A 26,895-nucleotide genomic window follows, 5' to 3' on the forward strand; every position below is an offset into this window, starting at 1 on the left:
AGACGTCGGTGCGGTTTACTAAATCGCGTAAAGGCAAGCGGTCGTTTACTGCTACCGGTTCCGAGCGTGATATCGCCGCCCTTGAACACGCCCTGCGCCAGAACTTGGATGCCACCCGTCCTGAGGGTCCGCAGATGTATGAGGCGTTTGTCGGCCTGTTGCGTTTTGGTGGTGGGGTGGCCTCTGCGGTGCCGCGGCCGTTGGTGGTCGTCCCGCTGGCAGATCATATTTCCATCCTCGGTGGCCGCGGCGATGAAACAATTCTTGGGTTGTCGGATGGCACCACGATGACCGGTGCGGAATACCTTGCGCAGCTTCATGGTGCTGAGCTTGAGGTGGCACTGTTCCACCCGGCGGAAGGTGCGGTGAACCTGTACCGCACCCAACGCTTCGCCAACCGTAAGCAAAGAGACCTAGCCCGGGCAACGATGACCACATGTCCGGTGCCGGGGTGCCGGCATGCTGCTGATCATTGCGAGATCCACCACATCACAGCCTGGGCTCATGGCGGTGAGACGAATATGGCCAATTTGGCCCCGGTGTGCAGGTATCACAACCGGACCAATGATGATGACCCATGGCGTAAACACCGGGGTCGCATACGAAGACGACGCGGAAGCCCGATCTGGGTTTCACCACGTGGAAAACCGGTGCCGAATACCACCCACCGGTACGGAGCCATGCACCTACTGTTCGGTGCCAATGGATAAGCCCCCGCGCCCACAAGAAGTGGGGCAGGGGCTGGAGTCAGTGCGCTCAGTAGACGATTAGTACTGCGTCTGCGGCTGAACGTTCGCGCCATCAACAGAGATCTGGGTGAACGCCAGAACACCGTCAACATTCTCCGGTGCAGACAGGATCACCTGTGCGTTCTCGACGACGCGGTCCATGTCCTTGTAGTTGCGGGTCGCGGTGCCGCGAGCAATCTCGTCAGTCCACTCTTCCCAGACGATGTTCTCAGCGATGTCATCCTGATCCTTGCAGTTCAAGGAAATCGTGGACGGCTTAACCTGAGACTGCTCGTTGCAGTCGAGGAAGAACGGAGTTCCGTCAGCGGCAGCCTGGGCAGCTTCCTGCTCAGCAGAGGTTGTGGTCTGGGCAGAAGCATCCACGTCGGCAACATTGGTAGCCGATGCGGTAGAGGTGCCGGTAGCACCCTCACCCTTCAGGGAATTCGGGTTCTGGCTCGTGGCGGTGTCGACCTTCTGCTCCGAATCATTCTGGTTTGGAGGGGTGCACGCAGTCACACCGAGAGCGGTGACAGCGGTGAGAGCGAGGGCGGCAACCTTGCGGGAAGTGCGGGTAATCACTGCGGAGTCCTTATCACTTGAGTATCCGGGGCGGTGGGGCCACGGAATCGTCGAAAAGCGTTGAAATGCTGTTATGCGGCGCGACTAGTTCGCGCGCGGGGTCTTAGCCTTAACCGAATCATACGGGTTCGCGGACTCGATCGTGACGGAAATCTCGCGACCATTCGGAGCGGTGTAAGTGCGGGTCTCACCCTCGGTGGCGCCAAGTACTGCTGCGCCGAGTGGGGACTGCTCGGAGTAAGTCTCCAGGTCCTTGTTGTCGGTCGATGCAGCACGGGTGCCGATCAGGAAAGTCTCCTTATCGTCCTTGTCGCCGTTGTAGTAGACGTGGACGACGGAACCGACGACAGCCATGCCATCGACGACACCTGCGCGCTCAGTAGTGGAGTTCGCCAGCAGTTCGGAAATCTGCTTGATGCGAGCTTCTTCCTGGTCCTGCTGCTCACGAGCTGCGTCGTAGCCAGCATTCTCCTTGAGGTCGCCCTCCTCGCGGCGCTCGTTGATTTCAGCGGCGATGACAGGACGGTTGTCGATGAGCTGCTGCAGCTCGGCCTCGAGCTTGGCCTTCATTTCCGGGGTGATGTACTGCTGCTGCGTTTCAGCCATGGAGTATGAACCCTCGTTTCCTCACGTTCGATTAAATAGACGTTCGGATCCTAACATGAGCACCGCTTATCGACGCCCCCTACCTCGCCTCTACAAACTCCTCGCTCGCATCAAGATAGGACGGGATTGTGGTGGAGCAGCCGTACACACCACCGGAGACAGGGGTATCGCGGACCGGGATGTCGACGTACATGCGGGTTTCCTCGTCGCCGCCAGCAGGGATGACCACGTCGCGACGACCGATTTCTGCCATTTCGTAATTCAGCGACGTGATGATGCAGTAGCCGGGAACAGAGGTGTCGTTGCGGGAGACGTCGAACCAGACGCGGGAGGTTTGTTCGTCGATACGCTCGTGCGCAATGAGCGATGCGGTAATGGGTTGGGAGCGCTGCTGCATGACGTAGCGGACAGCGAACACCGCGATGAGCACGACCAGTAAGACACTGATGACCGCGACAATTCGGCCCGGTGTACGCGACGACGCGGCCTCGGTTGTGCTGGTGCCATAGCGGGCGCGTGTGCGTCCAGCGTGGGCGTCCGTCGAAGAATCGGTCTCTGCCACGGTGCTTGCTCTTCCTCGTTGCACTAGGTACTAAACTTGTCTGGCAATCAACCTTAACCCCAAGTAGAGGTGGAACACTAAGTGACGGGATACCGTTTGCTGGCCATTCACGCACACCCGGACGACGAGTCCAGCAAAGGTGCAGCGACAATGGCGAAGTACTCCCACGAGGGGCACCGCGTCAAGGTGCTCACCTGCACAGGAGGGCAGCGCGGCGATATTCTCAACCCAGCGATGGACAGGCCGGGTGTCATCGAGCGGATGACGGAGATCCGCCGTGAAGAGATGGCGCAAGCCGCGGCCGCGCTCGGCGTTGAACATGAGTGGTTGGGCTACGAGGATTCCGGCTTACCGGAAGGTGACCCATTGCCGCCGCTGCCGGAGGGCTGCTTCGCGCTCGAGGATCCGCTTGAGGTGGCGAAAGTGCTGGTGGGGCACATTCGTGAGTTCAAACCGCACGTGATCATCACCTACGACGAAAACGGCGGCTACCCGCACCCCGACCACATCATGGTGCACAAAACCTCCATGATTGCGTGGGAAGAAGCAGGAAACCCTGACTTCGCGCCTGAACTCGGGGAGCCGTGGACACCACTGAAGCTCTATTACACTCACGGGTTCGTCGCGCAGCGCATGCGCCTCTTGCACGACCGGCTTATCGACGAAGGCAAGCCCAGCCCCTACGAGCCCATGCTCAAGCGCTGGGAAGAAAACGCCTCCGACATCATGCAGCGCGTGACAACTCAGGTGAACTGTGGAGATTTCTTCGCACATCGTGCTGCGGCGTTGACTGCGCACGCGACGCAGATCGACCCGGCCGGTGCTTTTCTTGCCAGCCCCGTCGAAGTGCAGCAGGAGGTGTGGCCGACCGAGGAATTCGAGTTGGCACAAACACGAGTGCAGACCTCTTTGCCGGAAACTGACTTGTTCGCAGGCCTCGGAAATGGGGAAGATGTAGAGCAGTCCGGAAGCGAAGGAGAATAACAGTGGGGATCGAAGCACTGGCGACAGCCACGGCGAGCACAGCGAACAGTGTTCTCGTGCTTGCTCAGCAGATGAATAAGGACGCCCCGGTGGGGCCTGAATTCGGCAAGGCAGAGCCGATCGGTGCTTTCATCGTGGTCGCCATGATGGCGGTGATCCTGCTGCTCGGGTGGGCATTCCACCGGCGCTACTCGAGGTTCAATCGTCGGAAGAAATTCGCTGAAGATCGCGGACTCGACGTCTTTGATGAGAAGGCGATCGACGAGGCAATGGAAGCTGAAGGGCTGCTCGACCGACGCAAGAAGACCTTCTTCTAGGTTTCTTCTAAGTTTCTCCTAGGCACCTTTTAGGCCTCTTCTAAACCAAGTCCTGATCTCCTGTGCGCCACCCCGACGACCAATAACCGGAGTAAGCTGATGCACGTGGCTATGCTCGATCGACTCTTATACCCGCTGTATGAGCGGCGGCTGAAGCGCGAGCTCCAAGGGGTGAGCCGGCCGAAGCATATCGCGGTGATGGCTGATGGCAATCGTCGTTGGGCACGTCAAGCTGGTTTCGAAGACATCTCGCACGGACACCGCGTCGGCGCCGAAAAGATCGCGGAGTTGGTCCGCTGGTCGGCGGAGATGGGGGTCGACGTTGTCACGATCTACCTGCTCTCCACAGAAAACCTGTCGCGCACCGAAGAAGAGGTGCAGCTGCTTTACGACATCATCTCAGGTGTCGTGGATGAATTGTCCGGCGACGAATACGAAGCACGCATTCGCCTCGTCGGGCACCTGAATCTGCTGCCGGAAAAGGTTGCTCACCGGATGCAGTCGGCAGCCGCAGCGACCGAGAACAAAGATGGCATCGTGGTCAATATCGCGGTGGGCTACGGCGGACGCCAAGAAATCGTCGATGCTGTGCAGAATTTCATTACAGCGAAAGTCGCCGAGGGAGTTCCCGCAGACAAGCTTGCCGACGAAGTCTCCGTCGAATCCCTCTCCGCCCACCTCTACACATCCGGCCAACCTGACCCAGACCTGGTGATCCGCACCTCTGGTGAACAGCGACTTTCCGGTTTTCTCCTCTGGCAGTCCGCGTATTCGGAGATCTGGTTCACCGACACGTACTGGCCGGCCTTCCGCAAGATCGACTTTCTGCGCGCGCTCCGTGACTTCTCGCAGAGGTCGAGGAGGTTCGGGAAGTAGGGCGTCGGATAAGCCTAAAGTTTGCGCATACGCACGCGCTGCACTGAATGATCCGCTGCCTTCGATAAAACGAGGGACGCCCGCACGCGCGTTGGCTGGATATTCTCGACCAAATTCGGCAGGTTGATCGTTTGCCAAATGCGGCGTGCCTCCGCCGCAGCGTCGGTGTCATTTAGATCCGCGAAGCGCGCGAAATGGGCGCCCGGCTGGCGGAAAGCCGTATTCTTCAGTTTGATGAAGCGGTCGATGTACCACTGCTCAATATCCTCCGTACGCGCGTCAACGTAGACGGAGAAATCAAACAGATCCGACACCATCAGTGTCGGGCCCGTCTGCAAAACATTAAGCCCCTCAAGAATCAGAATGTCCGGGTGGTCCACGACCTGGTACTCGCCCGGAATGATGTCGTACGCGTCATGCGAATACAGCGGCGCCTTGACATTGTCCCGCCCCGCCTTGACCTCCGTGACGAATCGCAGCAGGTCGCGTCGGTTGTACGACTCCGGAAAGCCTTTCCTCGACATGAGGTTGCGCGCCCGCAGCTCCTCGGCAGGCAAGAGGAAACCGTCGGTGGTGACAAGGTCGACGCGCGGGTGCGAATCCCACCTCTGGAGAAGCGCCTGCAGCACGCGCGCAGTTGTCGACTTGCCTACCGCGACGGATCCGGCGATGCCGATGATGAAGGGCACGTGCCCCGGGTTCTCCCCGAGGAATAACTCCGTGACGGCCGTGAGCTTCTGGCGTGCACGGATCTGCAGGTGAATGAGACGTGACAGCGGCAAATAAATGTCTGCGACCTCTTGCAAGTCCATGCTTTCGCCGATGCCGAGGAGCTGTTTCAGGTCGGCTTCGTCGATGACCTGCGGCATGGTTTCGCGACGTTCTTTCCAGGCGTCGCGGGGAAAATCCAGGTACGGGCTTGGGTCTGCGGGGCGCGGCATAGGCACCATTCTTGCACCTGTGTTCCGTGAACTTGGCCTAAAGGGGTGTGTCTTGGATCAGGTAGTGCATACTGGCTCATAACTGCCGTACGGAAAGGAACACCGGAAATGTCAGAAGATCTCCGTTACCAAGACCTCGCGTCGCTTGACCCTGAAGTTTATGAGCAGATTCTTGGGGAGGTGTCCCGCCAGCGCAACACCCTCGAGATGATCGCGTCGGAGAATTTCGTGCCGCGCGCCGTACTGCAGGCGCAAGGCTCGGTGCTGACCAACAAGTACGCCGAGGGGTACCCGGGTCGCCGCTACTACGGTGGCTGCGAGAACGTCGACGTCATCGAGGACATCGCCCGCGACCGTGCGAAGTCGCTTTTCGACGCCGAGTACGCCAACGTCCAGCCCCACTCCGGCGCCCAGGCGAACGCTGCTGTTCTCCACGCCCTGATCAAGCCGGGCGACACCATCATGGGTCTGTCCCTGGCACACGGTGGTCACCTGACGCACGGCATGAAGATCAACTTCTCTGGCCGTCTGTACAACGTCGTCGCGTACGAGGTGGACCCGGACACCATGCTCATCGACATGGATAAGGTCCGTGAGCTGGCTCTGGAGCACCGTCCGAAGGTGATCATTGCTGGTTGGTCTGCGTACCCGCGCACCGTGGACTTCGCTGCGTTCCGTTCGATCGCCGATGAGGTGGGCGCGTACCTGTGGACGGACATGGCGCACTTCGCTGGTCTCGTTGCAGCTGGGCTGCACCCGTCGCCGGTGCCACACTCGGATGTCGTGTCCACCACGATCCACAAGACGCTGGGTGGTCCGCGTTCTGGCATGATCCTGGCAAAGCAGGATTACGCGAAAGCTCTGAACTCCGCTGTCTTCCCAGGACAGCAGGGCGGACCGCTCATGCACGTCGTTGCAGCTAAGGCGACGGCACTGAAGGTCGCGGCAACGGAGGAATTCAAGAACCGTCAGGAGCGCACCCTCGAGGGCGCACGCATTCTTGCAGAGCGCCTCACGGCAGCGGATTGCAAGGAGGTCGGCGTCGACGTTCTGACCGGTGGCACTGACGTACACCTCGTGCTTGCGGACCTGCGCAATTCCGAGCTCGACGGCCAGCAGGCAGAAGACCTGCTCCACGAGGTTGGCATCACCGTCAATCGCAATGCAGTGCCGAACGACCCGCGTCCGCCGATGGTCACCTCGGGTCTGCGTATCGGTACGTCAGCTCTGGCGACCCGCGGTTTTGATCAGGCAGCGTTCACCGAGACCGCTGACATCATCGGTACCGCCCTTGCGCAGGGGAAGAACGCGGATGTGGAGGGGCTGCGGAAGCGCGTCGATAAGCTTGCTGCGGACTTCCCGCTCTACCCAGGCCTCGAAGACTGGAAGATGCTCTAAGCGTCTCGCTCTTCGGCGTGGACGCGGCGTGCTTCCGCGAGCCACGCTGGCTGATCAGCCAGGAGCTCCTTGATCTCCTGGGTGGTCAGCGGCTTATCCATCTCGTTCTTCTTCAGGGCGGTGATGGAAATTCCCAGCTTGCGTGCCACCTCAGGGCGGGGGTGAGGGCCGTTCGCGCGCAGCTGCACCAGCCATTCTGGCGGGGTGTCCTGCAATTCACGCAGCTCGGCGTGCGTGATGCCACCTTCCTGGAACTCAGGCGGGGTTGCCGGTAGGTAGATGCCGAGCTTCTTCGCGGCGGTGGCGGGCTTCATTGCTGTGCTTGACGGCTGTTCGCTCATGACCAAAACGGTAGCATTCTGGACATGTTGCGCCTCGCCTTCGTCACCGGTACTGAGCCCGGCAAGTGGTTCAAGCGGTATCGCGATTCCACTCCGCATGAGCTTCAGGAGCTCCCGAGCGACGACCCATTTTCAACGCTTATCGACGACCGCGCCGACCTCGCCCTGGTCCGACTTCCCGATCCCCGCGTCGGCGAGCCCGGCGAAACGTACCACCGCGTCATGCTGTACGCAGAGAAGCCTGGCGTTGCGGTGCCGAAAGATTCCGTCTATGCGGAGGTGGGGGAGCCGGTCCGCCTGACTGATCTCGCTGATGAGCATGTGAACTATCGCTATTCACTTAGTGATAGTGCTGGTGGCTCGGATATCGACGAGCTGCGTTCAGCTCTCCAAGTCGTGGCTGCGAATGTCGGCGTTGCCTATGCGCCGGCACCATTATTGAAGGTGCTGGCGAAGAAACAGGTCAAGGTGCTTGATCTCATCGACGATCCTGCAGAGGAGGCCACTCAGATCGCGCTTGTCTGGCCCGTTGAAAAGGACAATGAAGTGATCCAAGACTTCGTCGGAGTGGCGAGGGGGAGGACGAGGAATTCGTCGAGGGGGGAGGCGTCGAAAAGCGATGCAAAGCGTGCGAAAGCGAACCGTAAAGTAAACGGCAAAAGTGGTGCGCAGCGCAAGCAGAAACGTGGAAGGCACCCTAAAACGGGGGCACGTAAGCGTCGTAGGTAACGCGGAATTTGCATAATGGTAAACGCGCAGTTTTAAAAATTGCTTACGAAAGGATACGAAATTATGAACCGCAAGATTGGCGCTGGCATTGCAGCTCTCGCACTCACCACTGGTCTCGTTGCTTGCTCTAACGATGAGGGTGCGACCGAAGACGTAGAGGCTACCGAAACCAACACGGTTACTTCCGAGGCTGAAGGCGCTTCTGAATCCTCTGATGCTTCCAGCTCCGAGGAGGCCGCTGACGCCTCCGAGGGTGCAGAAGATGCTGACGGTGACACCGTTGAGCTGACCACCAAGGACGGCGAAAAGGTTCTCGTCCCGGCTGCTGCCGCTAACGCTGCAGACGAGCTTGGCCTGGGCAACTGGGGTGAACCGATCAGCGTCGAGACCAACGACGATGGCACCACCCTGATCGAGTACGACGCAGACAAGAACATCGTCTACTCCGAGGAGACGGGTGCTGTCCCGCTGGTCGGCGAGATCGCTAATACCTGGAAGAAGGAAGGCGGCCTGAAGAGCGAGATCGGCCTGCCGACCAAGGCCGAGGACAAGCGCGACGACAACAACGGCTGGATCCAGGACTTCCAGAACGGCACCATCGAGTGGCTCGAGGAAAACGGCGAGTTCGGCGCCAAGATTAGCTAACTAGCTGCGCCGAGCCGGCGCGATGAGGTTTAACGGAAGTTAACCTTACATCGATGTAATTTACACTTTGCTCCCTTAGTGTGGCGGGTGTCAGGCACCGCGAAGAACGGTCCTGGCTACAACCCAACCGCACTAGGGGAGCAAGTTCATGTTTGACCCTTCTGTTAGCCAAATCGACACTGCTGATGCTCGAACGGAAAGCATTGGCCACAATCCTGAACAACTCACCTCGCCCACAGCACTGAAAACGTATGTGCTGGACACCTCAGTTCTGTTGTCCGACCCGTGGGCATTGAGGAAATTCGCGGAGCACAGCGTTGTCCTCCCGCTCGTGGTCGTCACGGAACTCGAGCAAAAACGTCATCACCCAGAGCTTGGCTGGTTCGCCCGCCAAGCTCTTCGCTTTTTGGAGGACCTGCGCGCTGACTATGACCGGCTGGATGAACCGATGCCGGTCAATATTGACGGTGGCACGGTGCGCGTGGAGCTCAACCACCAGGACCAGTCGAATCTGCCGGTAGCGTTACGTGGCCCGGAGAATGACAATCGCATTCTCGCCTGCGCATTCAATTTCAAGCAGGAGGGCAAGGACACGGTCTTGGTAACCAAGGATGTGCCGCTGCGCGTCAAGGCTGGTGCCGTGGGGCTCGCTGCACAGGAATACCGTGCGCAGGACGTTGTGCTGACTGGCTACACAGGAATGGCTGAGCTGGAGGTCTCCGGGGAAGAGATCGACGAGCTGTACGCCACCGGTTTCGCGACGGTCGACACTGGTGATTTGCCGGTGCACTGCGGTCTGACGCTCAATGCAGGCTCCCAGTCCGCGCTTGCGCGCGTAGCACCGAGCGGGGGCGTCAAGCTCGTCCGCGGCGATGCAGATGCGTTTGGTTTGTCCGGCCGGAGCGCGGAGCAGCGGGTCGCGCTTGATCTGCTTCTCGACGACACGGTGGGCATCGTCTCCATCGGCGGCCGCGCCGGCACCGGCAAGTCCGCTTTGGCTTTGTGTGCGGGGCTTGAATCCGTGCTGGAGCGGGGGGAGCATAAGCGCATCATTGTTTTCCGTCCGCTCTATGCGGTCGGTGGCCAGAATTTGGGTTACCTGCCTGGCGACGAAATGGAGAAGATGAACCCGTGGGCCCAGGCTGTCTACGACACATTGGAAGGCGTGGTCTCGGACAATGTGCTCGACGAGGTTGCATCGCGTGATCTGCTCGAGGTGCTGCCATTGACGCACATTCGTGGCCGCAGTTTGCACGACGCTTTCGTCATCGTCGACGAGGCGCAGTCGCTCGAGCGCAATGTGCTGTTGACGGTCCTGTCCCGTCTTGGTCGGGGATCGCGAGTCGTGCTCACCCACGATGTCGCCCAGCGCGACAACCTGAGGGTGGGGCGTCACGATGGCGTGCAGGCGGTGATCGAGAAGCTCAAGGGGCAAGACCTCTTCGGGCATGTGACGCTGACGCGTTCTGAGCGTTCTCCGATCGCCGAACTGGTCACTGATCTGCTCGAGGATCATGCCTAGGAAGGCTGCTCGGCAGCCAATTCACAGGTTGGCAGGAGCGGTTGTACGATGGTCGCCATGTCGAATCGCGATTTCAGGATCCGCCCAATCCGGCCCGAGGACTACCCTCAGGTCCGCGAGATCTACGAAGCAGGTCTGGGCACAGGCCACGCTTCGTATGAAACTGAGGGCCCGACGTGGGCGAAATTCTCCACGAACAAGATCATCGAAACGGTCTTCGTCGCCGTTGAACCAGATGACGACGACAAGGTGCTGGGCTGGGTAGCCGCCGCCCAGGCATCGACTCGTTCCGTGTTCTACGGCGTTGTGGAGGACTCCATCTACATCCACGAGGATGCCCGTGGCCGTGGTGTGTCCGGTGCTTTGCTGGACAAGCTGATTGAGACCTGCAAGGCGCTGAACAAGTGGTCGATTCACTCGTGGATCTTCCCGGAGAATGAAGGTTCGGCGGGGCTCCACGTCTCCCGTGGCTTCGTCAAGGTGGGCACCTACCACCAGATGGCCAAGATGACCTACGGCGAGATGGCCGGCACGTGGCGAGACACGGATATCTACGAGCTGCTGCTGCCGAAGCCAGGCAAGAAGCTCTCGACGGATGAGGAGCCTACTACCGGCGAGTAGCTTCCATCTCGCCTGCTACTCGACGGTCTCCTTCAACGTGTCCTCCTGCACCGGCACGAGCAGCAGAGCAGCTGCGAGAACTAGGGGGATAAGCAGCACGAAGATCGGGGTGAGGCCGTCGTTGTAGCTGGAGGCGATGGCGTTGTGAAGCGGCTGCGGTAACTGATTGACCACGCCTGGCGTCATGGACTGGGCAGCGCCACCATCGAATTGCTGGGCGTATTCCGCGCCCTTCGGCCCCAGTTTTGCAAGGGCCTCAGGGAGGCGCTCCTTCATGTTGTTTTGCATGTTGTGAATGAAGACGGTGCCCACGATCGACGCGCCGACAGACATGCCGATTTGGCGGAAGAAGTTATTCGCCGCCGTTGCAGTTCCTACCACCGTGATGGGGAATGAATTCTGGACAATCAGAATGAGGACCTGCATGACCATGCCCAAGCCGAAGCCGTAGACGAAGATGTAGATACCAAGTGTCCACAGGCCAGTGTCGGCGGTGAGCTGCGACAGCAAGTAGCAGCCGACGGCGACGACGCAGAGGCCGATGATCGGGAAGACCTTGTAGTGGCCCGTGCGCGTGATAAGGGCGCCGATACCGATGGAGGTGAGGATCATGCCGCCGACCATCGGAATCATCATGAAACCAGCTTCGGTCGGCGTCATGGTGTGGACCATCTGTAGGTACGTGGGTAGGTAGGCCATCACGCCCGTCATGGAAACGCCGAGCACGACGCTGGCGGCCGTGGTCAGCGCCATGTTGCGGTTGCGGAAGAGGTGCATAGGCACCAGTGGGTTCTTGGTGCGGAGTTCGACCACGACGAAAATCGCGGCGGCCACAGCCGAGGTGACCAGCAGGCCGATGATGCGTGCGGAGCCCCACGGGTACTGCAATCCACCCCAGGTGGTGGCAAGGATCAGCGTGGAGGTGGCCACGGTGATGAGGGCCGCGCCTGGCCAGTCGAAGCGGAAATTCTCGCGGTCGCCCTTGGACAGATTTAGAACTATCGACGCCACAGTCATGGCGAGCAGCCCAAGCGGGATATTCATCCACAAGCCCCAACGCCAGCCTGGCCCGTCGGTGAACCAGCCACCCAGGACAGGGCCAAGCACTGATGAAATGCCGAAGACTGCGCCCATGACGCCCATGTATTTGCCGCGCTGCCGTGCTGGGACGACCTCGGCGATGATTGCTTGGGAGTTGATCATCATGCCACCGGCGCCGAAACCCTGTACGGCACGGCCGATGATCAGAAGCGTCATGCTGTTGGCGAATCCGCCCAGAGCGGAACCGATGACGAAGAAGACGATGCCGGAGATGTAGAACCATTTGCGGCCGAGGCCGTCGCCAAGCTTGCCGTAGATGGGAAGCGCGATGGTCATGGTGACCATAAAGGCGGAGATGACCCAGCTCATGTGCTCTACACCGCCGAGCTCACCGACGATGGTGGGCAGAGCAGAGGAGAAGATCATTTGCCCGAGCGAGCTCATCAGCATGGTGATGAGCAGCGCGCTGAACACGAGGCCGACGTTTGGTTTTTGTGTGTCTACCATTCGAGTCTCCTTGCCAGGTCGGTGATGAATTCTGCGGCGTTGCGGACGTTGTCGTGCAGGCCGAGATCGGGGTCTGAAATTTCAGGAATGAAAGCGGTGATGCTCATCGCGTTTTGAACGATTTCGATGATGCCTTGGATCTCAGCACCGACTGGTGTGTCGGGGGAGAGACGGTCGTCAGGGAAGTTCTTGAAGTGTTCTTGGAGTGCTTCGGCGATAGATGTCAGGTTGGTACGCCGTCGCGCGATGGCGAGGTGCGCTAATGACGGGTTATCGGTGAAGATCTTGTGTCGCCTTTCGATGGTGGCACGATCGAGGGTTTCGCCATCGGGCGGGCTGGTCTCGGAGATGATGAGTGAGACGAGATTGTCGGACTGTGTCGTGGCAATGCGGTGCAGTGCTTCATCGGTGACCCGCAGTGGGGAGGGGCCAAGGACAGCTTCGTCTTTGCATGGCATGTAGTTGAAGAAAGTGCGCCGAGAGATACCTGCTGCGGCGCAGATGTCCTCGACGGTGACCTGTTCAAAGCCATGCTTTTCGACAAGGGCAGTAGCACTATCTGTGATCCTGCGTCTTGTTTCTTGGCGTTTGAGTTCTCGTGACACGAGCAGAAAGATTACACCGAGTGCAAAATACTGCAAACTGTCCAGGATTCATGCAACCAGAAAAGCCGAAAACCCTGGCAGGAAACCTGCCAGGGTTATTCGTGGAACTAACTAGGAAGTGTTAGTTGCGGTCGGTATTAGCCATGTCCAGGACGTTGAGTCGACGGTCCAGCTCTTCCTCAGTCAGGTCATCGCCGATGAAGCCCAGGTCGATAACGGTCTGGCGGATGGTCTTGCCTTCCTTCAGAGCGGTCTTAGCAACCTTTGCGGCGTTCTCGTAGCCGATCGCGGAGTTCAGCGGGGTCACGATGGACGGGGAAGACTCCGCGAGGGTCTTCATGCGCTCGACGTTGGGCTCAATGCCGTCGACAAGCTTGGTGGCGAACTGGCGTGCCGTGTTGGCGAGCAGACGTGCGGATTCGAGGACATTGCGTGCCATGACGGGGATGAACACGTTGAGCTCGAACTGGCCCTGGGTGCCGGAGAATGCGACAGCTGCGTCGTTACCAATGACCTGGGCGGAGACCTGCGTTGCGGTCTCGCACAGGACCGGGTTGACCTTGCCCGGCATGATGGACGAGCCCGGCTGGAGGTCCGGCAGGTGAATCTCGGCGAAGCCGGTCAGCGGGCCGGAGCCCATGAGGCGGATATCGTTGGCGATCTTGTACAGGGAACCTGCGACGGTGCGCATTGCACCGGAGAATTCGACGAGGCCATCGCGGTTTGCCTGTGCCTCGAAGTGGTTGCCTGCCTCGCCTAGGACGCTGATGCCGGTGAGGCTCTTCAGCTCCTCGGTGACCTTGGCACCGAAGTCGGCCGGAGTGTTCAGGCCGGTGCCCACTGCGGTACCGCCGATCGGCAGCTCGCCGAGGCGCTCAAGGGTGGACTCGATGCGTGCGATGCCCAGTTCGATCTGGCGTGCGTAGCCGGAGAATTCCTGGCCGAGGGTGACCGGCACAGCGTCCATGAGGTGGGTGCGACCGGACTTGACCACGTCCTTCCACTCTTCAGCCTTCTTCTCCAGGGATTCCTGTAGAACCTTCAGGCCCGGGATGAGGTCGTTGACTGCGGCCTCGGTTGCAGCGACGTGAGTTGCAGTGGGGAAGGTGTCGTTGGAGGACTGGCCCATGTTCACGTGGTCGTTCGGGTGGACCTCGACGCCGTTCGCCTTGGCGATGGACGCGATGACCTCGTTGGTGTTCATGTTGGACGAGGTGCCGGAACCGGTCTGGAACACGTCGATCGGGAACTGGTCGTCGTGCTTGCCGTCAGCGATTTCCTTCGCTGCGGCGATGATGGCATCAGCCTTGTCGGCATCGAGGGTGCCGGATGCCTTGTTCACCGTTGCACATGCAGCCTTGAGCAGACCGAGCGCACGGATCTGCTGAGCTTCGAGGCCACGACCGGAGATGGGGAAGTTCTCCACGGCGCGCTGGGTTTGTGCACGCCACAGAGCATCAACGGGCACCTTCACTTCACCCATGGTGTCGTGCTCAATGCGGTATTCCTGATCAGCCATAATCATCCTTTACGGTGAGTCGCATGCACGTCCCAATTTCCGGCGTGGACTACGGCGGATTGGTGCGTGCCTTTTACACCCGCGATTATGCCTCAATCGGAGGTTTGGGGGACAAGAGGTGCCCGCATGTCGCCCCCGCAATGAGGGGGCATGCGTTTATTTGACCGGGCCGGAGTAGTCGATCACGGAGTATTCACGAAGCTTTGCCAGCTTGTGCAGGGACTCAATGTGACGGACGGTGCCGGACTTGGAGCGCATGACCAAAGAACGCGTGGTAGCACCGTCAGCTCGGTAGGACACGCCACGGAGCATGTCGCCATTGGTCACGCCGGTGGCGGCGAAGTAGCAGTTGTCGGAGCTGACCAGGTCGTTGATGCCCAGGACGCGGTCCAGGTCGTGGCCAGCAGCGAGGACCTTTTCGCGCTCCTCGTCGGACTGCGGGGCAAGCATGCCCTGGATTTCACCGTCGATGCATTTGAGTGCGCAGGCGGTGATGACGCCTTCCGGGGTGCCGCCGATGCCCATTGCCATGTCGATGGAGTTGTTGTTGCGGGCTGCTGCGATCGCGCCAGCTACGTCGCCGTCCATGATGAAGCGGACCTTTGCGCCGGCTTCGCGGATGTCTGTGACGAGCTGCGTGTGGCGGGGACGGTCGAGAACAACCACGGTGACGTCGCGAGGCTCAATGCCCTTTGCTTTCGCCACGACCTCGATATTGTGCGCAACGGGAGCGGTGATGTCGATCTTGCCGGCAGCTTCCGGGCCGACGGCGATCTTGTTCATGTAGAACGCATCGGTCGGGTTGAACATCGTGCCACGTTCTGCAGCCGCGATAACGGAGATGGAGTTCGGGCGGCCCTCAGCCATGAGGCGGGTGCCATCAACAGGGTCAACGGCCAGATCCATGGCAGCGCCTTGGCCATTACCCACGTTCTCGCCGTTGAACAACATGGGGGCTTCGTCCTTCTCGCCCTCGCCGATGACGATGATGCCGTTCATGTTCACGGAGTTGATCATTTGGCGCATGGCATCGACTGCGGCGCCGTCGCCCTCGTTTTTCTTGCCGCGGCCGACCCAGCGGCCGGATGCGAGCGCGGCCGCTTCTGTCACGCGGACAAGTTCCATCGCGAGATTGCGGTCCGGGGCTTCAACGGAGTTGGACATTAGGTGCGCCTCCTGGGGCAGTCAATGTGGGGTTATGCGTCGGTGAAAATGATGACACCTACGGTTCCATTCTGACATTTTTGTGGGCGGGGGAAGTTTGGTTTCTCACCTGTTCGGGGGCGGTGGTTATATTTCGGCTGCGTCGTTGGGGCATGTCATACTGGCTAGCGTGGCTAAGGAAAAACCCCGTATTTTTCAGGACGGCAGAGACATGGCGATCAATGTCGTTGTCATTGTCTTGCTGATGGTGGGTGCCGTCGGGTTCACAGGTATGTGCAGTTTCGAACCGGGGCGACCGGAAAATGGGCCTGTGCAAGAGGTCGATGGTGCGACGTTTATGTCCATGGAGGCTCGTGCGATGAGCTTCCCGGTGCGGTTCCCACAGATGCCGGAGGGCTGGGTGAATAACTCGGCGCGGCGATCGACGATTGGTGAGAATCCAGTGCCGGTCGTGGGGTGGGTGACTCCGAAGGAAGGGTACGTCCAGCTCACGCAGACGGATGCTGATGTAGATACTGCGGTTGAGCGGATCGATTCCGCACCACGAGAGAAGACGGGCACGCAGCTTATCGACGGTCCCGAGTCCGTCGAAGCCACCGTCTATTCCTCGGACGATCCTGAGGTCCGTGACCTGTGGGTTGTTGATTTGGGGGATGTCCGCCTGCTGGTGAAGGGCCAAGCTAAAGAGGAAGATTTCCGCGAACTGATGGCTACCGCGATCAGTACAGAGCCGCTGCCGCATGAGGCGGCAGAGACGAACTCTTAAGCTTCTTCTTCGTTGCCGCTATCGGTCTCGGCTGCTTCAGCGGTGGAGCCGAGGGCGGTTTCGACGCGCTGCTGGGCGCCGTCGAGAAGCACTTCGCAGCGTTTGGCGAGCGCTTCGCCGCGCTCCCAATACTTGAGGGATTCGTCGAGGCTCATTTGGCCGAGCTCGAGGATCTTGACTGTTTCGATGAGCTCGTCGCGTGCCTGCTCGTAGGTGAGTGTGGTGGGGTCAGGGAATGCATCGGCACCTGGGGTGCCCTGTCCGAAGGTGTTGTCTGACATGTGTTGTTCTCCTTATTACTCGGCTGGGGTGGTGGACATGCCGGCGGCGGTAATAGAGCCGTCGCCGACGCGGATGCGCAATTGTGAACCGGGTGGCGCCTGTTCAATGCTCGTGACTACCTGGGCTTCGGTTCCGTCGCGGGGCTGGACCTGGACGACGGCATAGCCACGGGCCAGCGTTGCCGACGGACCGAGCGCAGATACTTGCGAACGAAGTGCGCGCACCTCGGCTTGCTCGGTGGTCAGCAAACGCGTGATGTCGCGGCGGATAGAAGCGCGTGCGCGGTCGAGTTCTTCGCGACGCTGCACGATCGGGGTGAGCGGGTTCGCCATGACTGGGCGGGAGCGGACCTGACGCAAGCCTTCGCGTTCGCGGTGCACCCAACCACGCAGAGCAGCTGCCATGCGAGCACGAGCTTCACCGATCAATTCCCGCTCAGCGGCGACATCTGGGACGACGCGCTTTGCGGCATCAGTCGGGGTGGCAGCTCGCAGGTCAGCGACATTGTCCAGCACCGGGTTATCAGGCTCGTGGCCGATCGCCGAGACCACTGGTGTCTGTGCCGCGGCAACCGCACGTTGCAGCACTTCCTCGGAGAAGGGAAGTAGGTCCTCGACGGAGCCACCGCCGCGGGCAATGATGATGACATCAACGGCTGGATCCGTATCCAAAGTCTTCAGCGCATCGACGACTTCCGGGACAGCATTCGCGCCTTGGACAGCAGTATTGATGACACGGAAGTCCACTGCCGGCCACCGGTCCTTGGCCACGGAGAGCACGTCACGCTCAGCGGCGGAGCCACGGCCGGTGATCAGACCGATCCTGTTGGGCAGGTAGGGCAGGGGGCGCTTGCGTGAGACGTCGAAAAGTCCCTCGGCGGCGAGCATTTTGCGGAGCTGTTCGATCTTGGCCAACAGCTCGCCCTCGCCGACATGGCGGATCTCGGTGACCCACATCGAGAAAGAACCGCGGCCAGCATAAAACGCGGGTTTGCCGCGCACGACCACGTGATCGCCGTCTTTCAGCTGTGTTGGCATTCCGCGGAGCAACTCTGTCGGCGCAGTGAGCTGCAAACTCATCTGCTCCTGCGTGTCACGCAAAGTCAAATACGACAGCTTCCACGTTGGCTTCACATTGACCTGGGTGAGCTGCCCTTCAATCCACAACCAACCCAGTCGCTCAATCCACTGTTTGACCGTCTGGTTGACCTGTGAAACCGACCACGGAGTTTCCGGTGTACTCACCGGCGGTTTACCTGCCATCAGCTAGCGCCCCCTTTCTTATTGCCACTTGATGCTGCTCGAGCAAGCCAGCTTACCTTTTAGACTGCCTATCTATTACCCTTGGTTCCATGTCAACCACCGGAAAAAACGTCCTCCTTGCAGCCCCTCGTGGATACTGTGCTGGCGTTGACCGCGCAGTCGAGACCGTAGAAAAGGCGCTGGAAAAATACGGCGCCCCGATTTATGTGCGTAAAGAAATCGTGCACAACAAATATGTTGTGGAAACACTTTCGAAGCGCGGCGTGATCTTCGTCGAGGAGACCGACGAGGTGCCTGAAGGCGCTCACGTTGTTTTCTCTGCCCATGGCGTTTCTCCGGCGGTTCGGGAATCCGCGCAGCGTCGTAACCTCATGGCGCTTGATGCGTCGTGTCCGCTGGTGACCAAGGTGCACAACGAGGTCAAGCGTTTCGCCCGCGATGGCTACCACATTCTGCTCGTTGGTCACGAAGGCCACGAAGAGGTTGAGGGCACCGCTGGTGAGGCGCCGGACGTGGTCCACCTTGTCGACGGTGTTGAGGGTGTGAAGACCGCACCGGACTTCCCGGAAGACCAGAAGCTGGTGTGGCTGTCCCAGACCACGCTTTCGGTCGACGAGACGATGGAGATCGTCGCGCTGCTCCGTGAGAAGTACCCGAATCTGGAGAATCCGCCGAGCGACGATATTTGCTACGCCACCCAAAACCGCCAGGTCGCGGTCAAGGCGATCGCTGAGCGAGTTGAGCTGATGATCGTGGTCGGTTCGCAGAACTCGTCGAATTCGAAGCGCCTTGTGGAAGTCGCACTGCAAAACGGTGCTGATGCGGCATACCTCGTGGACTACGCGCACCAGATCGATGACGCATGGCTCGAAGGTGTCGAGACCGTTGGTGTCACCTCCGGTGCATCCGTGCCGGAGATCCTGGTCCGTGAAGTCATCGAGTACTTGGATGAGCGTGGCTTCAACAATGTTGAGCAAGTCACCACGACCACGGAGACAATCACCTTCGCACTGCCGCGTGATCTGCGCGCGCCGCGGACCCGGGCATAAGCGGTCCGGGTGGGGGATTAGGGGTTATACAGGTCGTCGCTAAGCTTGCGGCTCTTGCCACGACTGCTTTCAGTGCCGGCCTTTTGTCGTTCAGCCCTACGAGCAAGTAGCTCTTCGACGGTGACCCTGCTTTCGGGATTTACGTTGCGTTTGCGGGAACGCGTGGCCTCGCGGTTTGTTCGCCGGTTGGTGGCACTGACCTGGCGGCGTTGACGCTCTTCACGTGCGAGAATGTCGTCGTTCTGTGTTTTCAGAAGGCGGTAACGCAACAGGGCGATGAGTGTGGTGCCGAGTGCGACGAAGAGCAGGACGGGGAAATACTGCACGAGCGGATACAGGATCAGCAGTACCGACGTCTTGCCCAGCGAAGTTTGGCCTTCCGGCAGCTGAAAATACGCATTCAACGTGCCCGTCAGTAGCAGGAAGAATGTGTAGAGCAGCGGGGTTGCCGCGACGGTGATGAAAAGGCCCTTCGGGTTGACGAAGGTGGTGACCACGATCGCCGCAACTGCGAAGAGGATGAGGAAGGGCATTCCTATCGCTTCGTTGTACAGCGCAATGAGTCCACCGGTGACGAGTGCAGCAATGATGATGCCGATGCCGGAACCCGTGGAGAAGCCGGACAGGGTTGAACCTGGCGAGGGCATTGAACGCGGGGAAGCATGAGACACGCTGAAATATATTACCCGTCAGGTTCTCCCACCTGAGATTCACGCGGCGGTATCAGTCCCAATTTTTGGTGGGTGTCTCGATTGCTTCCTCATGTTCTGTGCGGGGGATGGCTGCTCGTGTTCGGGATGACACCGGGTCAAGCGGCGCAGGGGAGCTCGCGGAATGGGCAGGCACGTCGAGGTCTTTGAGCTTGCGTGCGGTGACCATGACGCGTGAATCGATTGAACCCAACGTGGAATTGAATGCTTCGACGGCTTTATCCAGGGCAGCGCCGAGCTTGTTGTAGTGGTCCGCCATCGTGCCAAGGCGGTTGTACAGTTGCGCGCCGAGCCGTTGGACCTCCTGGGCGGTTTCAGCGATATTCTCCTGCTGCCAGCCCAGGCCCACTGTTCGCAAGAGTGCGAAGAGGGTCGTCGGGGTGGCTAGCACGACACCGCGAGCAAATGCGAAATCTAGTAGCTCTGGGTCTTGTTCCAGAGCAGCATCGAGGAACGGGTCGGCCGGCACGAACATGACCACGAATTCTGGGGTGGGTGAAAACGCCTCCACATAGCTTTTCTGTGACAGCGTTGTCACATGCTGGCGCAACAAGTGACTGTGGCGGCGCAGATAGCCTTGTTTTTCTTCCGGATCTTCGGTGTTCAGAGCATCGAGGTACGCACCAAACGGTGCTTTGGCGTCGACGATGATATTGCGCCCACGGCTCAAGCGAACCACCATGTCGGGGCGCACCATTTGACCATCGATCCAAGCTGTGGCTTGGACATCGAAATCGCAGTAGCGGGTCATGCCGCCGAGTTCTACGACGCGTTCAAGCTGCATTTCGCCCCAGCGTCCGCGTGTATTGGGGGAACGTAGTGCAGAAACGAGCTGGTCAGTTCGATCGCCCAAGCGTGACGACGCCCGCGTGACCGCCTGCACCTGACTGGCCAACGCCGAATATGCCACTGCGCGATCTTCATCCATGTCGCGGAGCTGACCGGAAAGCTGCGCCATGGTCTGCTCAAGGCGTGCGAGCTCCCGCTGTCGGGCTTCCGCTAAAGCAACTGTTTCATCTGCTTGGGGAGCAGGAGGGAGTTGGCGGGTCTCAGGACGTGCGCTGGCACGCGCGGTGCCCGCATAAACCCCAGCGGCAAAAGCCAGAATGGCGACGATGACGAGCAAGACGGTGACGGTGGTGGTGCTCATGGACCACACCATTGCACACGCCTAGGACACATCGTCTGTGCCTCGACCGCGGGAACCGAACGGATTTTCGAACTTCCAGTTTTTTGGTGAGCGGAGATTGATCGACCTGACTTGTTTGACCAAGGTCGATCCGGTTGCTTGGCGCTGCTCGGGCTCTTCGACTGATTCTTCCTCGAGTGTGGGCGGAGTCCAGATCCTCTGCTCCATCAATTCGTCGCGCTCGGCATTGCTCTCACGTTCTTCGGCTTCGGCAAGGGCTCGGCCGACATCAGTGGCAAAGGTGAGGTCAGAAGCACTGACCTCACCAGCATGCAGGCGAACAATGTCCTGGGTGTAGCGGAAGACCACAGCCAGCATCGCTGCGACAGGGACGGCGAGGAAAGCGCCGACGAGGCCGAAGAGCCCACCACCGACGGTGACCGAGACCAGGATGATCACCGGGTGCAGGTTCATTGCGCGGGACTGCAGCAGTGGGGAGAGAACGTTGCCCTCCAGCTGCTGGACGGCAATGACGATGCCGAGTGTGATCAGTGCTTCGGTGAACCCCAAGGAGACAAGTGCGATCAACACTGCAAGCGCACCGGCTACGATCGCACCGACGAGAGGAATGAACCCGGCCATGAAGGTGATCACCGACAAAGTGAACGCCATGGGTACTCCGACGATCCAGATGCCGAGACCGATAAAGATGGCGTCGATAAGCGAAACGAGCGCTTGTGCCCTGATGTATCCGCCGAGCGTTTCCCATGCACGCGTGAGCAATTCGGTTGCGTGCAGCCCCGCGCGACCACCGGTGGCGCTGCGTACCCAGGGCAGGAATTTCGGGCCGTCCTTCAGGAAGAAGAAGGTCAGAACAACCACGATGACCAAGGTGATGGACATCGATGTCGCGGTGCTGATGCCAGAGAAAATGCCGCCGGCGATCGCGCCAGCTTTGTTCTGAATCCACGTCGCAAGATCTTGGACGATACTGTCGAGCTGCTCAGCGTTGATATCGAACGGCAGGGTTTCCTGATTTTGCAGCCAGAGCTGTAAGCCTTGGATACCTTGACCGGCTTGAATCACAAGAACGCGTGAATTGCGCAGAATATCCGGCAGAATGATCGCCACGAAGAAGACCAGCACGGAGAAGAACACCAGCAAAGACGCCAATGCTGCGAGCCCGCCAGGCACCTTGATTCGGCGCAGACCATTCGTGATGGGGGACAGCACCGTGCACACGATCAGCGCGAGAATTACAGGCAGGACACCCGCCCAGAATTTGCCCATCAAATACAGTCCTGCGCCAACCAGGACAACGATGATGAGCATGCGCAAAGAGAATTGCGCCGCGGACTTCATCCACGAATTGATGATTACGGACCGGTCGACCCGGTTCGCGTATTCATGCACGTCACCAGAGCCGGAACTTTGCGCGTCCGACGCCTGGACCTCTTCGGCCAACGCCTGAGCGTTACGTGCGGCCCCATCTTCGATAGCGGGATCCTTCGTCGTATCCGGGCGCTTTTCTGCAGAACTCACGCGCTCTATTGTGCCCTAACGGATCGCATCACAGCTATGAGTTCGCTGATCGCTTTTCGACGAGCGAGCTTGGGTGACCCGTGCTACATTCTTGTGCGCAGACGCAGGGAAACCTGTCTTTTCCCTGGCTAAACCGTATTCCTGTGCCGCCCATTTTTGAGAGTTTGAAGAGGATGACATGCGCCTGAAAACCACCGCAGTCGCCACCGCGCTGACTTTGTCACTGACCGGTTCGATCTTTGCAGTGCCCCAGGCAACTGCACAGGCCCAGGGCGGTCCGATCACATTGAGCTCGCTTCAGATCGGTGCGGATGCGACTGCAGTGAATTTCGCATGGCGCACCACCTACCGCGGTGCTGAGTTCGTGCGGTATTACAAGACCTCTGAAGGGGAGGCGAATGCCCAGACTGCGCCTTCGCAGTGGAAGCCAGGCGCTGCACGTTACCGCGCAAAGCATGCGAGTCTGTCGGACCTGCAGCCAGGAACTGAGTACACCTACCAGCTGGGTTCTGATGAAGGCGGGTGGAGCAAAGCCGCTACCTTTACCACCCAGGACACCGATCCGAACTGGAATTTCCTCGCGTTTTCTGATGCCCAGATTGGAGCGGGCGACTCGAATGAGGCCGATGGTGCCGGTTGGCAGGAAACTCTGACGCGTGCAACTGAGGCGTACCCGGATTCTGCCTTCATCTTCCACGACGGCGACCAGGTCAATGCTGAATCTGATCCCGTCGCGCAGTACGAACAGTTCCTCGCGCCCGATGAACTAGACCAGTACCCACTCGCCGTGGCAAAGGGCAATCACGAACTGCTGCTTGATGCTGGTCAGCACTACAACTCGCACTACAACATGCCGAATGCTGCGGCGGCATCGCAATATCACTTCGAGCGCAATAATGCCCTGTTTGTGGTGCTGAATTCGAACCTCGCCACCGCTTCGATGGAGCGTTACCTGCGCCGCACCGTCGCTGAGCACGGTGAGGGCAAGGACTGGATCATCGTCGGTTTCCACTACGCACCGCATTCCTACGGCGGCCGCTATGACAACACGAAGCAGAAGAACCTGCGTGAAAACCTCGGCGCAGCGATGTCGGAACTCGGCGTCGACCTAGTTCTCAATGGTCACGACCACATGTACAACCGCTCCTACCTGATGAACGGTAATACACCGACCGTGCCGGAAACCCCGGCCCAGCCGAGAGACGTGCTCCGCCCAGAGGACGGGGAGGTGCTGTATCTGACCATGAACAGCCCGTCGGCAAGCAAGTTTTACACCTTTAAGGGCAGCGACGGGCAGCGCTACGAGGGCATGACCCCGGAGCGCGCCCGCGAACTCGGCATTGAGCAGCCGACCATCGCATTCTTCAACCAGGACCGCACGCCGGACTTCACCGCTGTTGAGATCACGCCCGACACGCTCGTTGCGCGCACCCACAATCCGGATGGCTCGCTTGTCGACGAAGTGACCCTCGACCGCCGCGCCCCCTCCACCCCGGACAACCCAGACACGGACAACCCAGACACGGACAACCCAGGCGAGGACGACTCCGATGACGTGGCTGCTTCCTCTGGTTCCTCGACTGGCGGCATTATCGGCATCGTTGTCGCTCTGTTGGCCCTCGGGCTGGGCGCCGCTGCTGTGCACTTCCAGCCGCAGATCCGCGCGATGATCGCCAACCTCCGGCCGTAAAATTCCTTCAAGCACCTACAGAAAGAAGATGTATATGACTGTCCGCCGCACCACCTCGATGGCTGCCGCATCGACAACACTGGCCCTTGCTCTTTCGCTCGTGGCTGTCCCGGATGCCGCCGCGCAATCTTCAGGCTCAAACCCGGTGACCGTGAGCCATGTCGGTGTTGGCGCGACGTCGACAGACATGAACTTTGCCTGGCGCACGTCGTACCGCGGCGCGGAGTCGGTGAAGTACTACCCGTCTGGTCAGCCGGAAGCAGCACAGGTCGTCTCGGGCGAGGAGGCCCGTTTCGGTGTGGCATACCGCTCTATGCGCGCTGGTGTTTCTGATCTTCAGCCGGGCGTTGAGTACACCTACCAGTTGGGTTCCGATGAAGGTGGTTGGACAGATCCTGCAACCTTCCGTGTTCAAGCAGCAGGGGATAGCTGGTCCTTCCTCAATTTCGCTGACGCACAAATCGGCGTTGACCTGAAGGTGCAGGAGCAAGCAGATGCGTGGCGTGCGGCAGTGAAGCAAGCGACCACCTCGTACCCGGATTCCGAGTTCATCCTTCACGCCGGCGACCAGACCGAAGGTTGGGGAAACCCGAAGCGCCAGTGGGAAGAATTCTTCTCGCCTGAGGAACTGCGCAATTACCCAATCGCAATGGCGAAGGGCAACCATGAAACCTATGCGCTGCCCGGCCACTTCGATGAGCACCGAAACTTCCCCAACCAGCAGGGCAACACCGCGAATTACTTCTTTGAGCGCAATAACGCGCTGTTCGTCGTGATCGACTCCAATGAGAGCTCCAGCCGCGACATCAGCCGCCACGCGGACTTCATTCGCAATACCGTCGCCCAGCACGGCAAGGGCAAGGACTGGATCATCGGCGTGATGCACCATGCGCCATACACCCAGGGTTCACACGCCATGAAGGACGCCGATGTGAAGCGTCTGCGTGAGGGTTTGGCACCGGTCTTCTCTGAAGCGGGCGTGGACATGGTCCTGGCTGGCCACGACCACATGTACAACCGCACCCACCTCATGAATGGGCTGGACCCGACCACGCCGGATACAGATCCCGCGCCGGGCGATGTACTCACCCCGCAGGCAGGGGAGGTCATGTACGTCACCACCACCACAGCCGGTGGCGGCAAGTACTACAACTTCCACAGCCCCGATGGCCAGGAACACCCGCAGTACACCAGCTACACCCAGACGCGTGGCACGGAGCTGCAAGCGAAGGAAATCGCTATCTGGGAGCAGGACAAGACTCCGGATTACGCAGTCGTCGATATCGCAAAGAACACACTGACGATGCGTACCTACAACGTCGCGGACAATTCGCTTGTCGACGAATTCACCCTGGACAAGTCCTCCACCGACCGCCCCGCGCCGGGAACCGTGACCCCGGGTGAACCGGGCCAGGGCGATAACGATTCCTCGAACGGTTCTTCCAAGGCTGGTATCGGCGTTGGCGTTGGTATCGCAGTCTTGCTGGCGCTGATCGGTGGGGCAGTGCTGGCCGCCCCGCAGCTGCGTGAATTCGCAGCCCAGGTCCCGCAGGTACGTGATTTCGCTGCCCAGTTCGGGATTCGTCTCTAAATAACCGCATCACCTCGTACGCCCCGCTCCGCCCATCGCCCAGGGTGGTCGGGGCGTGCGTTATCATTGGCCATCGTGAGCCTTACTCTTGGAATTGTCGGTCTGCCCAATGTGGGCAAGTCCACCCTGTTCAATGCACTGACCCGCAACGAGGTTCTGGCGGCTAACTACCCGTTCGCCACCATCGAGCCGAATGTTGGTCTTGTCCCACTGCCGGATAAGCGCCTGAACCGTCTGGCTGAGATTTTCGGTTCGGAGGAGATCTTGCCTGCCACGGTGTCCTTCGTGGACATCGCCGGCATTGTCAAGGGCGCCTCCGAGGGCGAGGGCATGGGCAATGCCTTCCTGGCCAATATCCGTGAGGCCGATGCCATTTGCCAGGTCGTTCGCGCATTCTCCGACGACAATGTCATTCACGTTGACGGCAAGGTCGATCCGGCTAGCGATATCTCCGTGATCAACACCGAGCTGATCCTCGCTGACCTGCAGACCATTGAGAAGGCCCTGCCACGCCTGGAGAAGGAAGGCCGCAAGGACAAGGACATCGCTGCGCAGGCCGAGGAGGCAAAGAAAGCGCAGGCGATCTTGGAGGATGACAAGACTCTGTTCGCCGCCTCCAAGGCCGGCGAGATTGATCTTGTGCTTCTCCGCGACCTGCACCTGATGACCGCGAAGCCATTCCTCTATGTCTTCAACTCGGATGAAGGCGTGCTCACTGACGATGCGAAGAAAGCTGAGCTGCGTGAGCTCGTTGCACCGGCTGAGGCTGTCTTCCTCGACGCTCAGACCGAGACCGAGCTTCTTGAGCTCGACGAAGAGGACGCCGCCGAGCTCCTCGCCGCAGTAGGCCAAGATGAGCCCGGCTTATTCACGTTAGCGCGCGCCGGCTTCGAAACCCTCGGTCTCCAGACCTACCTGACTGCCGGCCCGAAGGAATCCCGCGCCTGGACTATTCACAAGGGTGACACCGCGCCTAAGGCCGCTGGCGTGATCCACACCGACTTCGAAAAGGGCTTCATCAAGGCCGAAATCGTCGCCTTCGAAGACCTCGACGAGCTCGGCTCCATGGCCGAAGCCCGCGCCGCAGGCAAGGTCCGCCAGGAAGGCAAGGACTATGTCATGGCTGATGGTGACGTCGTGGAGTTTCGTTTCAATGTAACCTGAGGCGCGCTAGTGTTAGCGGCAT

The 26,895-nt window shown here is 59.8% G+C and carries 28 protein-coding genes; 14 read left to right on the forward strand and 14 right to left on the reverse strand.

The features are described from left to right. On the forward strand, positions 1–710 hold a 710-nt coding region (locus tag Q0X21_RS07020; RefSeq protein WP_297851146.1), incomplete at its 5' end, for an HNH endonuclease signature motif containing protein. 57 nt (positions 711–767) lie between these two features. Here Q0X21_RS07020 and Q0X21_RS07025 read toward each other — a convergent pair. The 3 genes from Q0X21_RS07025 to Q0X21_RS07035 all read right to left on the reverse strand — a co-directional run bounded on the left by Q0X21_RS07025 (position 768) and on the right by Q0X21_RS07035 (position 2,478). Beyond that, on the reverse strand, positions 768–1,310 hold the full coding sequence (locus Q0X21_RS07025; RefSeq protein ID WP_297851147.1) for a hypothetical protein: 543 nt from the start codon (positions 1,308–1,310) through the stop codon (positions 768–770). 84 nt (positions 1,311–1,394) lie between these two features. After that, complete coding sequence (gene greA, locus Q0X21_RS07030) at positions 1,395–1,916, reverse strand: transcription elongation factor GreA (protein WP_297851148.1); 522 nt, start codon at positions 1,914–1,916, stop codon at positions 1,395–1,397. Positions 1,917–1,995: 79 nt separating this feature from the next. Next, positions 1,996–2,478 carry a DUF4307 domain-containing protein gene (locus Q0X21_RS07035; RefSeq protein ID WP_297851149.1) on the reverse strand — a complete coding sequence of 161 codons (483 nt, stop codon included), beginning with the start codon at positions 2,476–2,478 and terminating at the stop codon, positions 1,996–1,998. Positions 2,479–2,559: 81 nt separating this feature from the next. On the opposite strand from Q0X21_RS07035, the gene mca reads away from it, so the two are divergent. The 3 genes from mca (at position 2,560) to Q0X21_RS07050 (ending at position 4,655) form a co-directional block, all read left to right on the forward strand. Next, positions 2,560–3,462 (forward strand): mycothiol conjugate amidase Mca, encoded by a 903-nt coding sequence (gene mca / locus Q0X21_RS07040; RefSeq protein WP_297851150.1) that lies wholly within the window; start codon positions 2,560–2,562, stop codon positions 3,460–3,462. 71 nt (positions 3,463–3,533) lie between these two features. Next, positions 3,534–3,779, forward strand: a complete 246-nt coding sequence (locus Q0X21_RS07045) for a hypothetical protein (RefSeq protein WP_297851178.1) — start codon at positions 3,534–3,536, stop codon at positions 3,777–3,779. A gap of 105 nt (positions 3,780–3,884) precedes the next feature. Further along, positions 3,885–4,655 (forward strand): isoprenyl transferase, encoded by a 771-nt coding sequence (locus Q0X21_RS07050; protein ID WP_297851151.1) that lies wholly within the window; start codon positions 3,885–3,887, stop codon positions 4,653–4,655. A 14-nt stretch (positions 4,656–4,669) separates the two neighbouring features. Here the strand turns inward: Q0X21_RS07050 and coaA are convergent, their stop codons facing one another. Beyond that, on the reverse strand, positions 4,670–5,596 hold the full coding sequence (coaA, locus tag Q0X21_RS07055) for a type I pantothenate kinase (RefSeq protein WP_297851152.1): 927 nt from the start codon (positions 5,594–5,596) through the stop codon (positions 4,670–4,672). Between the two features lie 108 nt (positions 5,597–5,704). Here coaA and glyA point away from each other — a divergent pair, with 108 nt between their 5' ends. Next, positions 5,705–6,994, forward strand: coding sequence for a serine hydroxymethyltransferase (gene glyA, locus Q0X21_RS07060; protein ID WP_297851153.1), 1,290 nt, complete (start codon positions 5,705–5,707; stop codon positions 6,992–6,994). Here glyA and Q0X21_RS07065 read toward each other — a convergent pair. Then, on the reverse strand, positions 6,991–7,335 hold the full coding sequence (locus tag Q0X21_RS07065) for a DUF5997 family protein (protein ID WP_297851154.1): 345 nt from the start codon (positions 7,333–7,335) through the stop codon (positions 6,991–6,993). The two genes, glyA and Q0X21_RS07065, sit on opposite strands and share 4 nt — an antisense overlap. A gap of 24 nt (positions 7,336–7,359) precedes the next feature. On the opposite strand from Q0X21_RS07065, the gene Q0X21_RS07070 reads away from it, so the two are divergent. From Q0X21_RS07070 to Q0X21_RS07085, 4 genes are all read left to right on the forward strand, one after another. Then, entirely contained in the window at positions 7,360–8,064 is a 705-nt protein-coding gene (locus tag Q0X21_RS07070) for a LysR family transcriptional regulator (protein ID WP_297851155.1), read from the forward strand. 63 nt (positions 8,065–8,127) lie between these two features. Further along, positions 8,128–8,709: an LGFP repeat-containing protein gene (locus tag Q0X21_RS07075; protein ID WP_297851156.1), complete on the forward strand. Its 582-nt coding sequence runs from the start codon at positions 8,128–8,130 to the stop codon at positions 8,707–8,709. Positions 8,710–8,857: 148 nt separating this feature from the next. After that, the gene (locus tag Q0X21_RS07080) at positions 8,858–10,231 is read left to right on the forward strand and encodes a PhoH family protein (RefSeq protein ID WP_297851158.1); all 1,374 of its coding nucleotides are present in this window, start codon (positions 8,858–8,860) and stop codon (positions 10,229–10,231) included. A 57-nt stretch (positions 10,232–10,288) separates the two neighbouring features. Then, the gene (locus Q0X21_RS07085; RefSeq protein WP_297851159.1) at positions 10,289–10,852 is read left to right on the forward strand and encodes a GNAT family N-acetyltransferase; all 564 of its coding nucleotides are present in this window, start codon (positions 10,289–10,291) and stop codon (positions 10,850–10,852) included. A gap of 15 nt (positions 10,853–10,867) precedes the next feature. Here Q0X21_RS07085 and Q0X21_RS07090 read toward each other — a convergent pair whose 3' ends face one another. The 4 genes from Q0X21_RS07090 to glpX form a co-directional block, all read right to left on the reverse strand. After that, a complete protein-coding gene (locus Q0X21_RS07090) occupies positions 10,868–12,400 on the reverse strand; it encodes an MDR family MFS transporter (RefSeq protein WP_297851160.1) in 1,533 nt (510 codons plus the stop codon). Next, the gene (locus Q0X21_RS07095) at positions 12,394–13,005 is read right to left on the reverse strand and encodes a TetR/AcrR family transcriptional regulator (RefSeq protein ID WP_297851162.1); all 612 of its coding nucleotides are present in this window, start codon (positions 13,003–13,005) and stop codon (positions 12,394–12,396) included. The genes Q0X21_RS07090 and Q0X21_RS07095 overlap by 7 nt, the downstream gene beginning before the upstream one ends. Before the next feature lie 121 nt (positions 13,006–13,126). Beyond that, positions 13,127–14,524 (reverse strand): class II fumarate hydratase, encoded by a 1,398-nt coding sequence (locus Q0X21_RS07100; protein ID WP_297851163.1) that lies wholly within the window; start codon positions 14,522–14,524, stop codon positions 13,127–13,129. 156 nt (positions 14,525–14,680) lie between these two features. Then, on the reverse strand, positions 14,681–15,688 hold the full coding sequence (glpX, locus tag Q0X21_RS07105) for a class II fructose-bisphosphatase (protein WP_297851165.1): 1,008 nt from the start codon (positions 15,686–15,688) through the stop codon (positions 14,681–14,683). A gap of 169 nt (positions 15,689–15,857) precedes the next feature. Between glpX and Q0X21_RS07110 the strand changes: the two genes are divergently transcribed. Continuing rightward, entirely contained in the window at positions 15,858–16,454 is a 597-nt protein-coding gene (locus Q0X21_RS07110) for a DUF4245 domain-containing protein (RefSeq protein WP_297851166.1), read from the forward strand. On the opposite strand, the gene Q0X21_RS07115 is transcribed toward Q0X21_RS07110, so the two are convergent. Beyond that, positions 16,451–16,735 (reverse strand): exodeoxyribonuclease VII small subunit, encoded by a 285-nt coding sequence (locus tag Q0X21_RS07115; RefSeq protein ID WP_297851167.1) that lies wholly within the window; start codon positions 16,733–16,735, stop codon positions 16,451–16,453. The two genes, Q0X21_RS07110 and Q0X21_RS07115, sit on opposite strands and share 4 nt — an antisense overlap. A gap of 15 nt (positions 16,736–16,750) precedes the next feature. Beyond that, positions 16,751–17,998 (reverse strand): exodeoxyribonuclease VII large subunit, encoded by a 1,248-nt coding sequence (gene xseA / locus Q0X21_RS07120; protein WP_297851169.1) that lies wholly within the window; start codon positions 17,996–17,998, stop codon positions 16,751–16,753. An 89-nt stretch (positions 17,999–18,087) separates the two neighbouring features. Between xseA and Q0X21_RS07125 the strand changes: the two genes are divergently transcribed. Then, the gene (locus tag Q0X21_RS07125) at positions 18,088–19,047 is read left to right on the forward strand and encodes a 4-hydroxy-3-methylbut-2-enyl diphosphate reductase (protein ID WP_297851170.1); all 960 of its coding nucleotides are present in this window, start codon (positions 18,088–18,090) and stop codon (positions 19,045–19,047) included. Positions 19,048–19,064: 17 nt separating this feature from the next. Here Q0X21_RS07125 and Q0X21_RS07130 read toward each other — a convergent pair whose 3' ends face one another. From Q0X21_RS07130 to Q0X21_RS07140, 3 genes are read right to left on the reverse strand one after another with little or no spacing between them, the layout of a single operon-like run. After that, complete coding sequence (locus tag Q0X21_RS07130; protein ID WP_297851171.1) at positions 19,065–19,718, reverse strand: DUF6542 domain-containing protein; 654 nt, start codon at positions 19,716–19,718, stop codon at positions 19,065–19,067. 52 nt (positions 19,719–19,770) lie between these two features. Continuing rightward, positions 19,771–20,907, reverse strand: coding sequence for a DNA recombination protein RmuC (locus tag Q0X21_RS07135; protein WP_297851173.1), 1,137 nt, complete (start codon positions 20,905–20,907; stop codon positions 19,771–19,773). Between the two features lie 21 nt (positions 20,908–20,928). Next, positions 20,929–22,248: an AI-2E family transporter gene (locus tag Q0X21_RS07140; RefSeq protein ID WP_297851179.1), complete on the reverse strand. Its 1,320-nt coding sequence runs from the start codon at positions 22,246–22,248 to the stop codon at positions 20,929–20,931. A 358-nt stretch (positions 22,249–22,606) separates the two neighbouring features. Here Q0X21_RS07140 and Q0X21_RS07145 point away from each other — a divergent pair, with 358 nt between their 5' ends. The 3 genes from Q0X21_RS07145 (at position 22,607) to ychF (ending at position 26,873) form a co-directional block, all read left to right on the forward strand. Then, positions 22,607–24,118 (forward strand): metallophosphoesterase family protein, encoded by a 1,512-nt coding sequence (locus tag Q0X21_RS07145; protein WP_297851174.1) that lies wholly within the window; start codon positions 22,607–22,609, stop codon positions 24,116–24,118. A 34-nt stretch (positions 24,119–24,152) separates the two neighbouring features. Further along, positions 24,153–25,709, forward strand: coding sequence for a metallophosphoesterase family protein (locus tag Q0X21_RS07150; RefSeq protein WP_297851175.1), 1,557 nt, complete (start codon positions 24,153–24,155; stop codon positions 25,707–25,709). Between the two features lie 75 nt (positions 25,710–25,784). Continuing rightward, positions 25,785–26,873, forward strand: a complete 1,089-nt coding sequence (gene ychF, locus Q0X21_RS07155) for a redox-regulated ATPase YchF (protein ID WP_297851176.1) — start codon at positions 25,785–25,787, stop codon at positions 26,871–26,873. Positions 26,874–26,895 lie beyond the last annotated feature (22 nt).

Source organism: uncultured Corynebacterium sp. (genome assembly GCF_947253065.1).
Taxonomy (GTDB): domain Bacteria; phylum Actinomycetota; class Actinomycetes; order Mycobacteriales; family Mycobacteriaceae; genus Corynebacterium.

What these genes read in the sequence shown, in the direction of transcription:
- Q0X21_RS07100 (WP_297851163.1), bottom strand. Translation starts at nt 14,524, where the DNA reads ATGGCTGATCAGGAATACCGCATTGAGCACGACACCATGGGTGAAGTG.
- Q0X21_RS07075 (WP_297851156.1), top strand. Translation starts at nt 8,128, where the DNA reads ATGAACCGCAAGATTGGCGCTGGCATTGCAGCTCTCGCACTCACCACT.
- Q0X21_RS07125 (WP_297851170.1), top strand. Translation starts at nt 18,088, where the DNA reads ATGTCAACCACCGGAAAAAACGTCCTCCTTGCAGCCCCTCGTGGATAC.
- Q0X21_RS07150 (WP_297851175.1), top strand. Translation starts at nt 24,153, where the DNA reads ATGACTGTCCGCCGCACCACCTCGATGGCTGCCGCATCGACAACACTG.
- coaA (WP_297851152.1), bottom strand. Translation starts at nt 5,596, where the DNA reads ATGCCGCGCCCCGCAGACCCAAGCCCGTACCTGGATTTTCCCCGCGAC.
- Q0X21_RS07085 (WP_297851159.1), top strand. Translation starts at nt 10,289, where the DNA reads ATGTCGAATCGCGATTTCAGGATCCGCCCAATCCGGCCCGAGGACTAC.
- Q0X21_RS07045 (WP_297851178.1), top strand. Translation starts at nt 3,534, where the DNA reads ATGAATAAGGACGCCCCGGTGGGGCCTGAATTCGGCAAGGCAGAGCCG.
- Q0X21_RS07145 (WP_297851174.1), top strand. Translation starts at nt 22,607, where the DNA reads ATGCGCCTGAAAACCACCGCAGTCGCCACCGCGCTGACTTTGTCACTG.
- glyA (WP_297851153.1), top strand. Translation starts at nt 5,705, where the DNA reads ATGTCAGAAGATCTCCGTTACCAAGACCTCGCGTCGCTTGACCCTGAA.
- Q0X21_RS07090 (WP_297851160.1), bottom strand. Translation starts at nt 12,400, where the DNA reads ATGGTAGACACACAAAAACCAAACGTCGGCCTCGTGTTCAGCGCGCTG.
- Q0X21_RS07115 (WP_297851167.1), bottom strand. Translation starts at nt 16,735, where the DNA reads ATGTCAGACAACACCTTCGGACAGGGCACCCCAGGTGCCGATGCATTC.
- greA (WP_297851148.1), bottom strand. Translation starts at nt 1,916, where the DNA reads ATGGCTGAAACGCAGCAGCAGTACATCACCCCGGAAATGAAGGCCAAG.
- Q0X21_RS07070 (WP_297851155.1), top strand. Translation starts at nt 7,360, where the DNA reads ATGTTGCGCCTCGCCTTCGTCACCGGTACTGAGCCCGGCAAGTGGTTC.
- Q0X21_RS07065 (WP_297851154.1), bottom strand. Translation starts at nt 7,335, where the DNA reads ATGAGCGAACAGCCGTCAAGCACAGCAATGAAGCCCGCCACCGCCGCG.
- Q0X21_RS07135 (WP_297851173.1), bottom strand. Translation starts at nt 20,907, where the DNA reads ATGAGCACCACCACCGTCACCGTCTTGCTCGTCATCGTCGCCATTCTG.
- Q0X21_RS07140 (WP_297851179.1), bottom strand. Translation starts at nt 22,248, where the DNA reads ATGAAGTCCGCGGCGCAATTCTCTTTGCGCATGCTCATCATCGTTGTC.
- xseA (WP_297851169.1), bottom strand. Translation starts at nt 17,998, where the DNA reads ATGGCAGGTAAACCGCCGGTGAGTACACCGGAAACTCCGTGGTCGGTT.
- Q0X21_RS07080 (WP_297851158.1), top strand. Translation starts at nt 8,858, where the DNA reads ATGTTTGACCCTTCTGTTAGCCAAATCGACACTGCTGATGCTCGAACG.
- glpX (WP_297851165.1), bottom strand. Translation starts at nt 15,688, where the DNA reads ATGTCCAACTCCGTTGAAGCCCCGGACCGCAATCTCGCGATGGAACTT.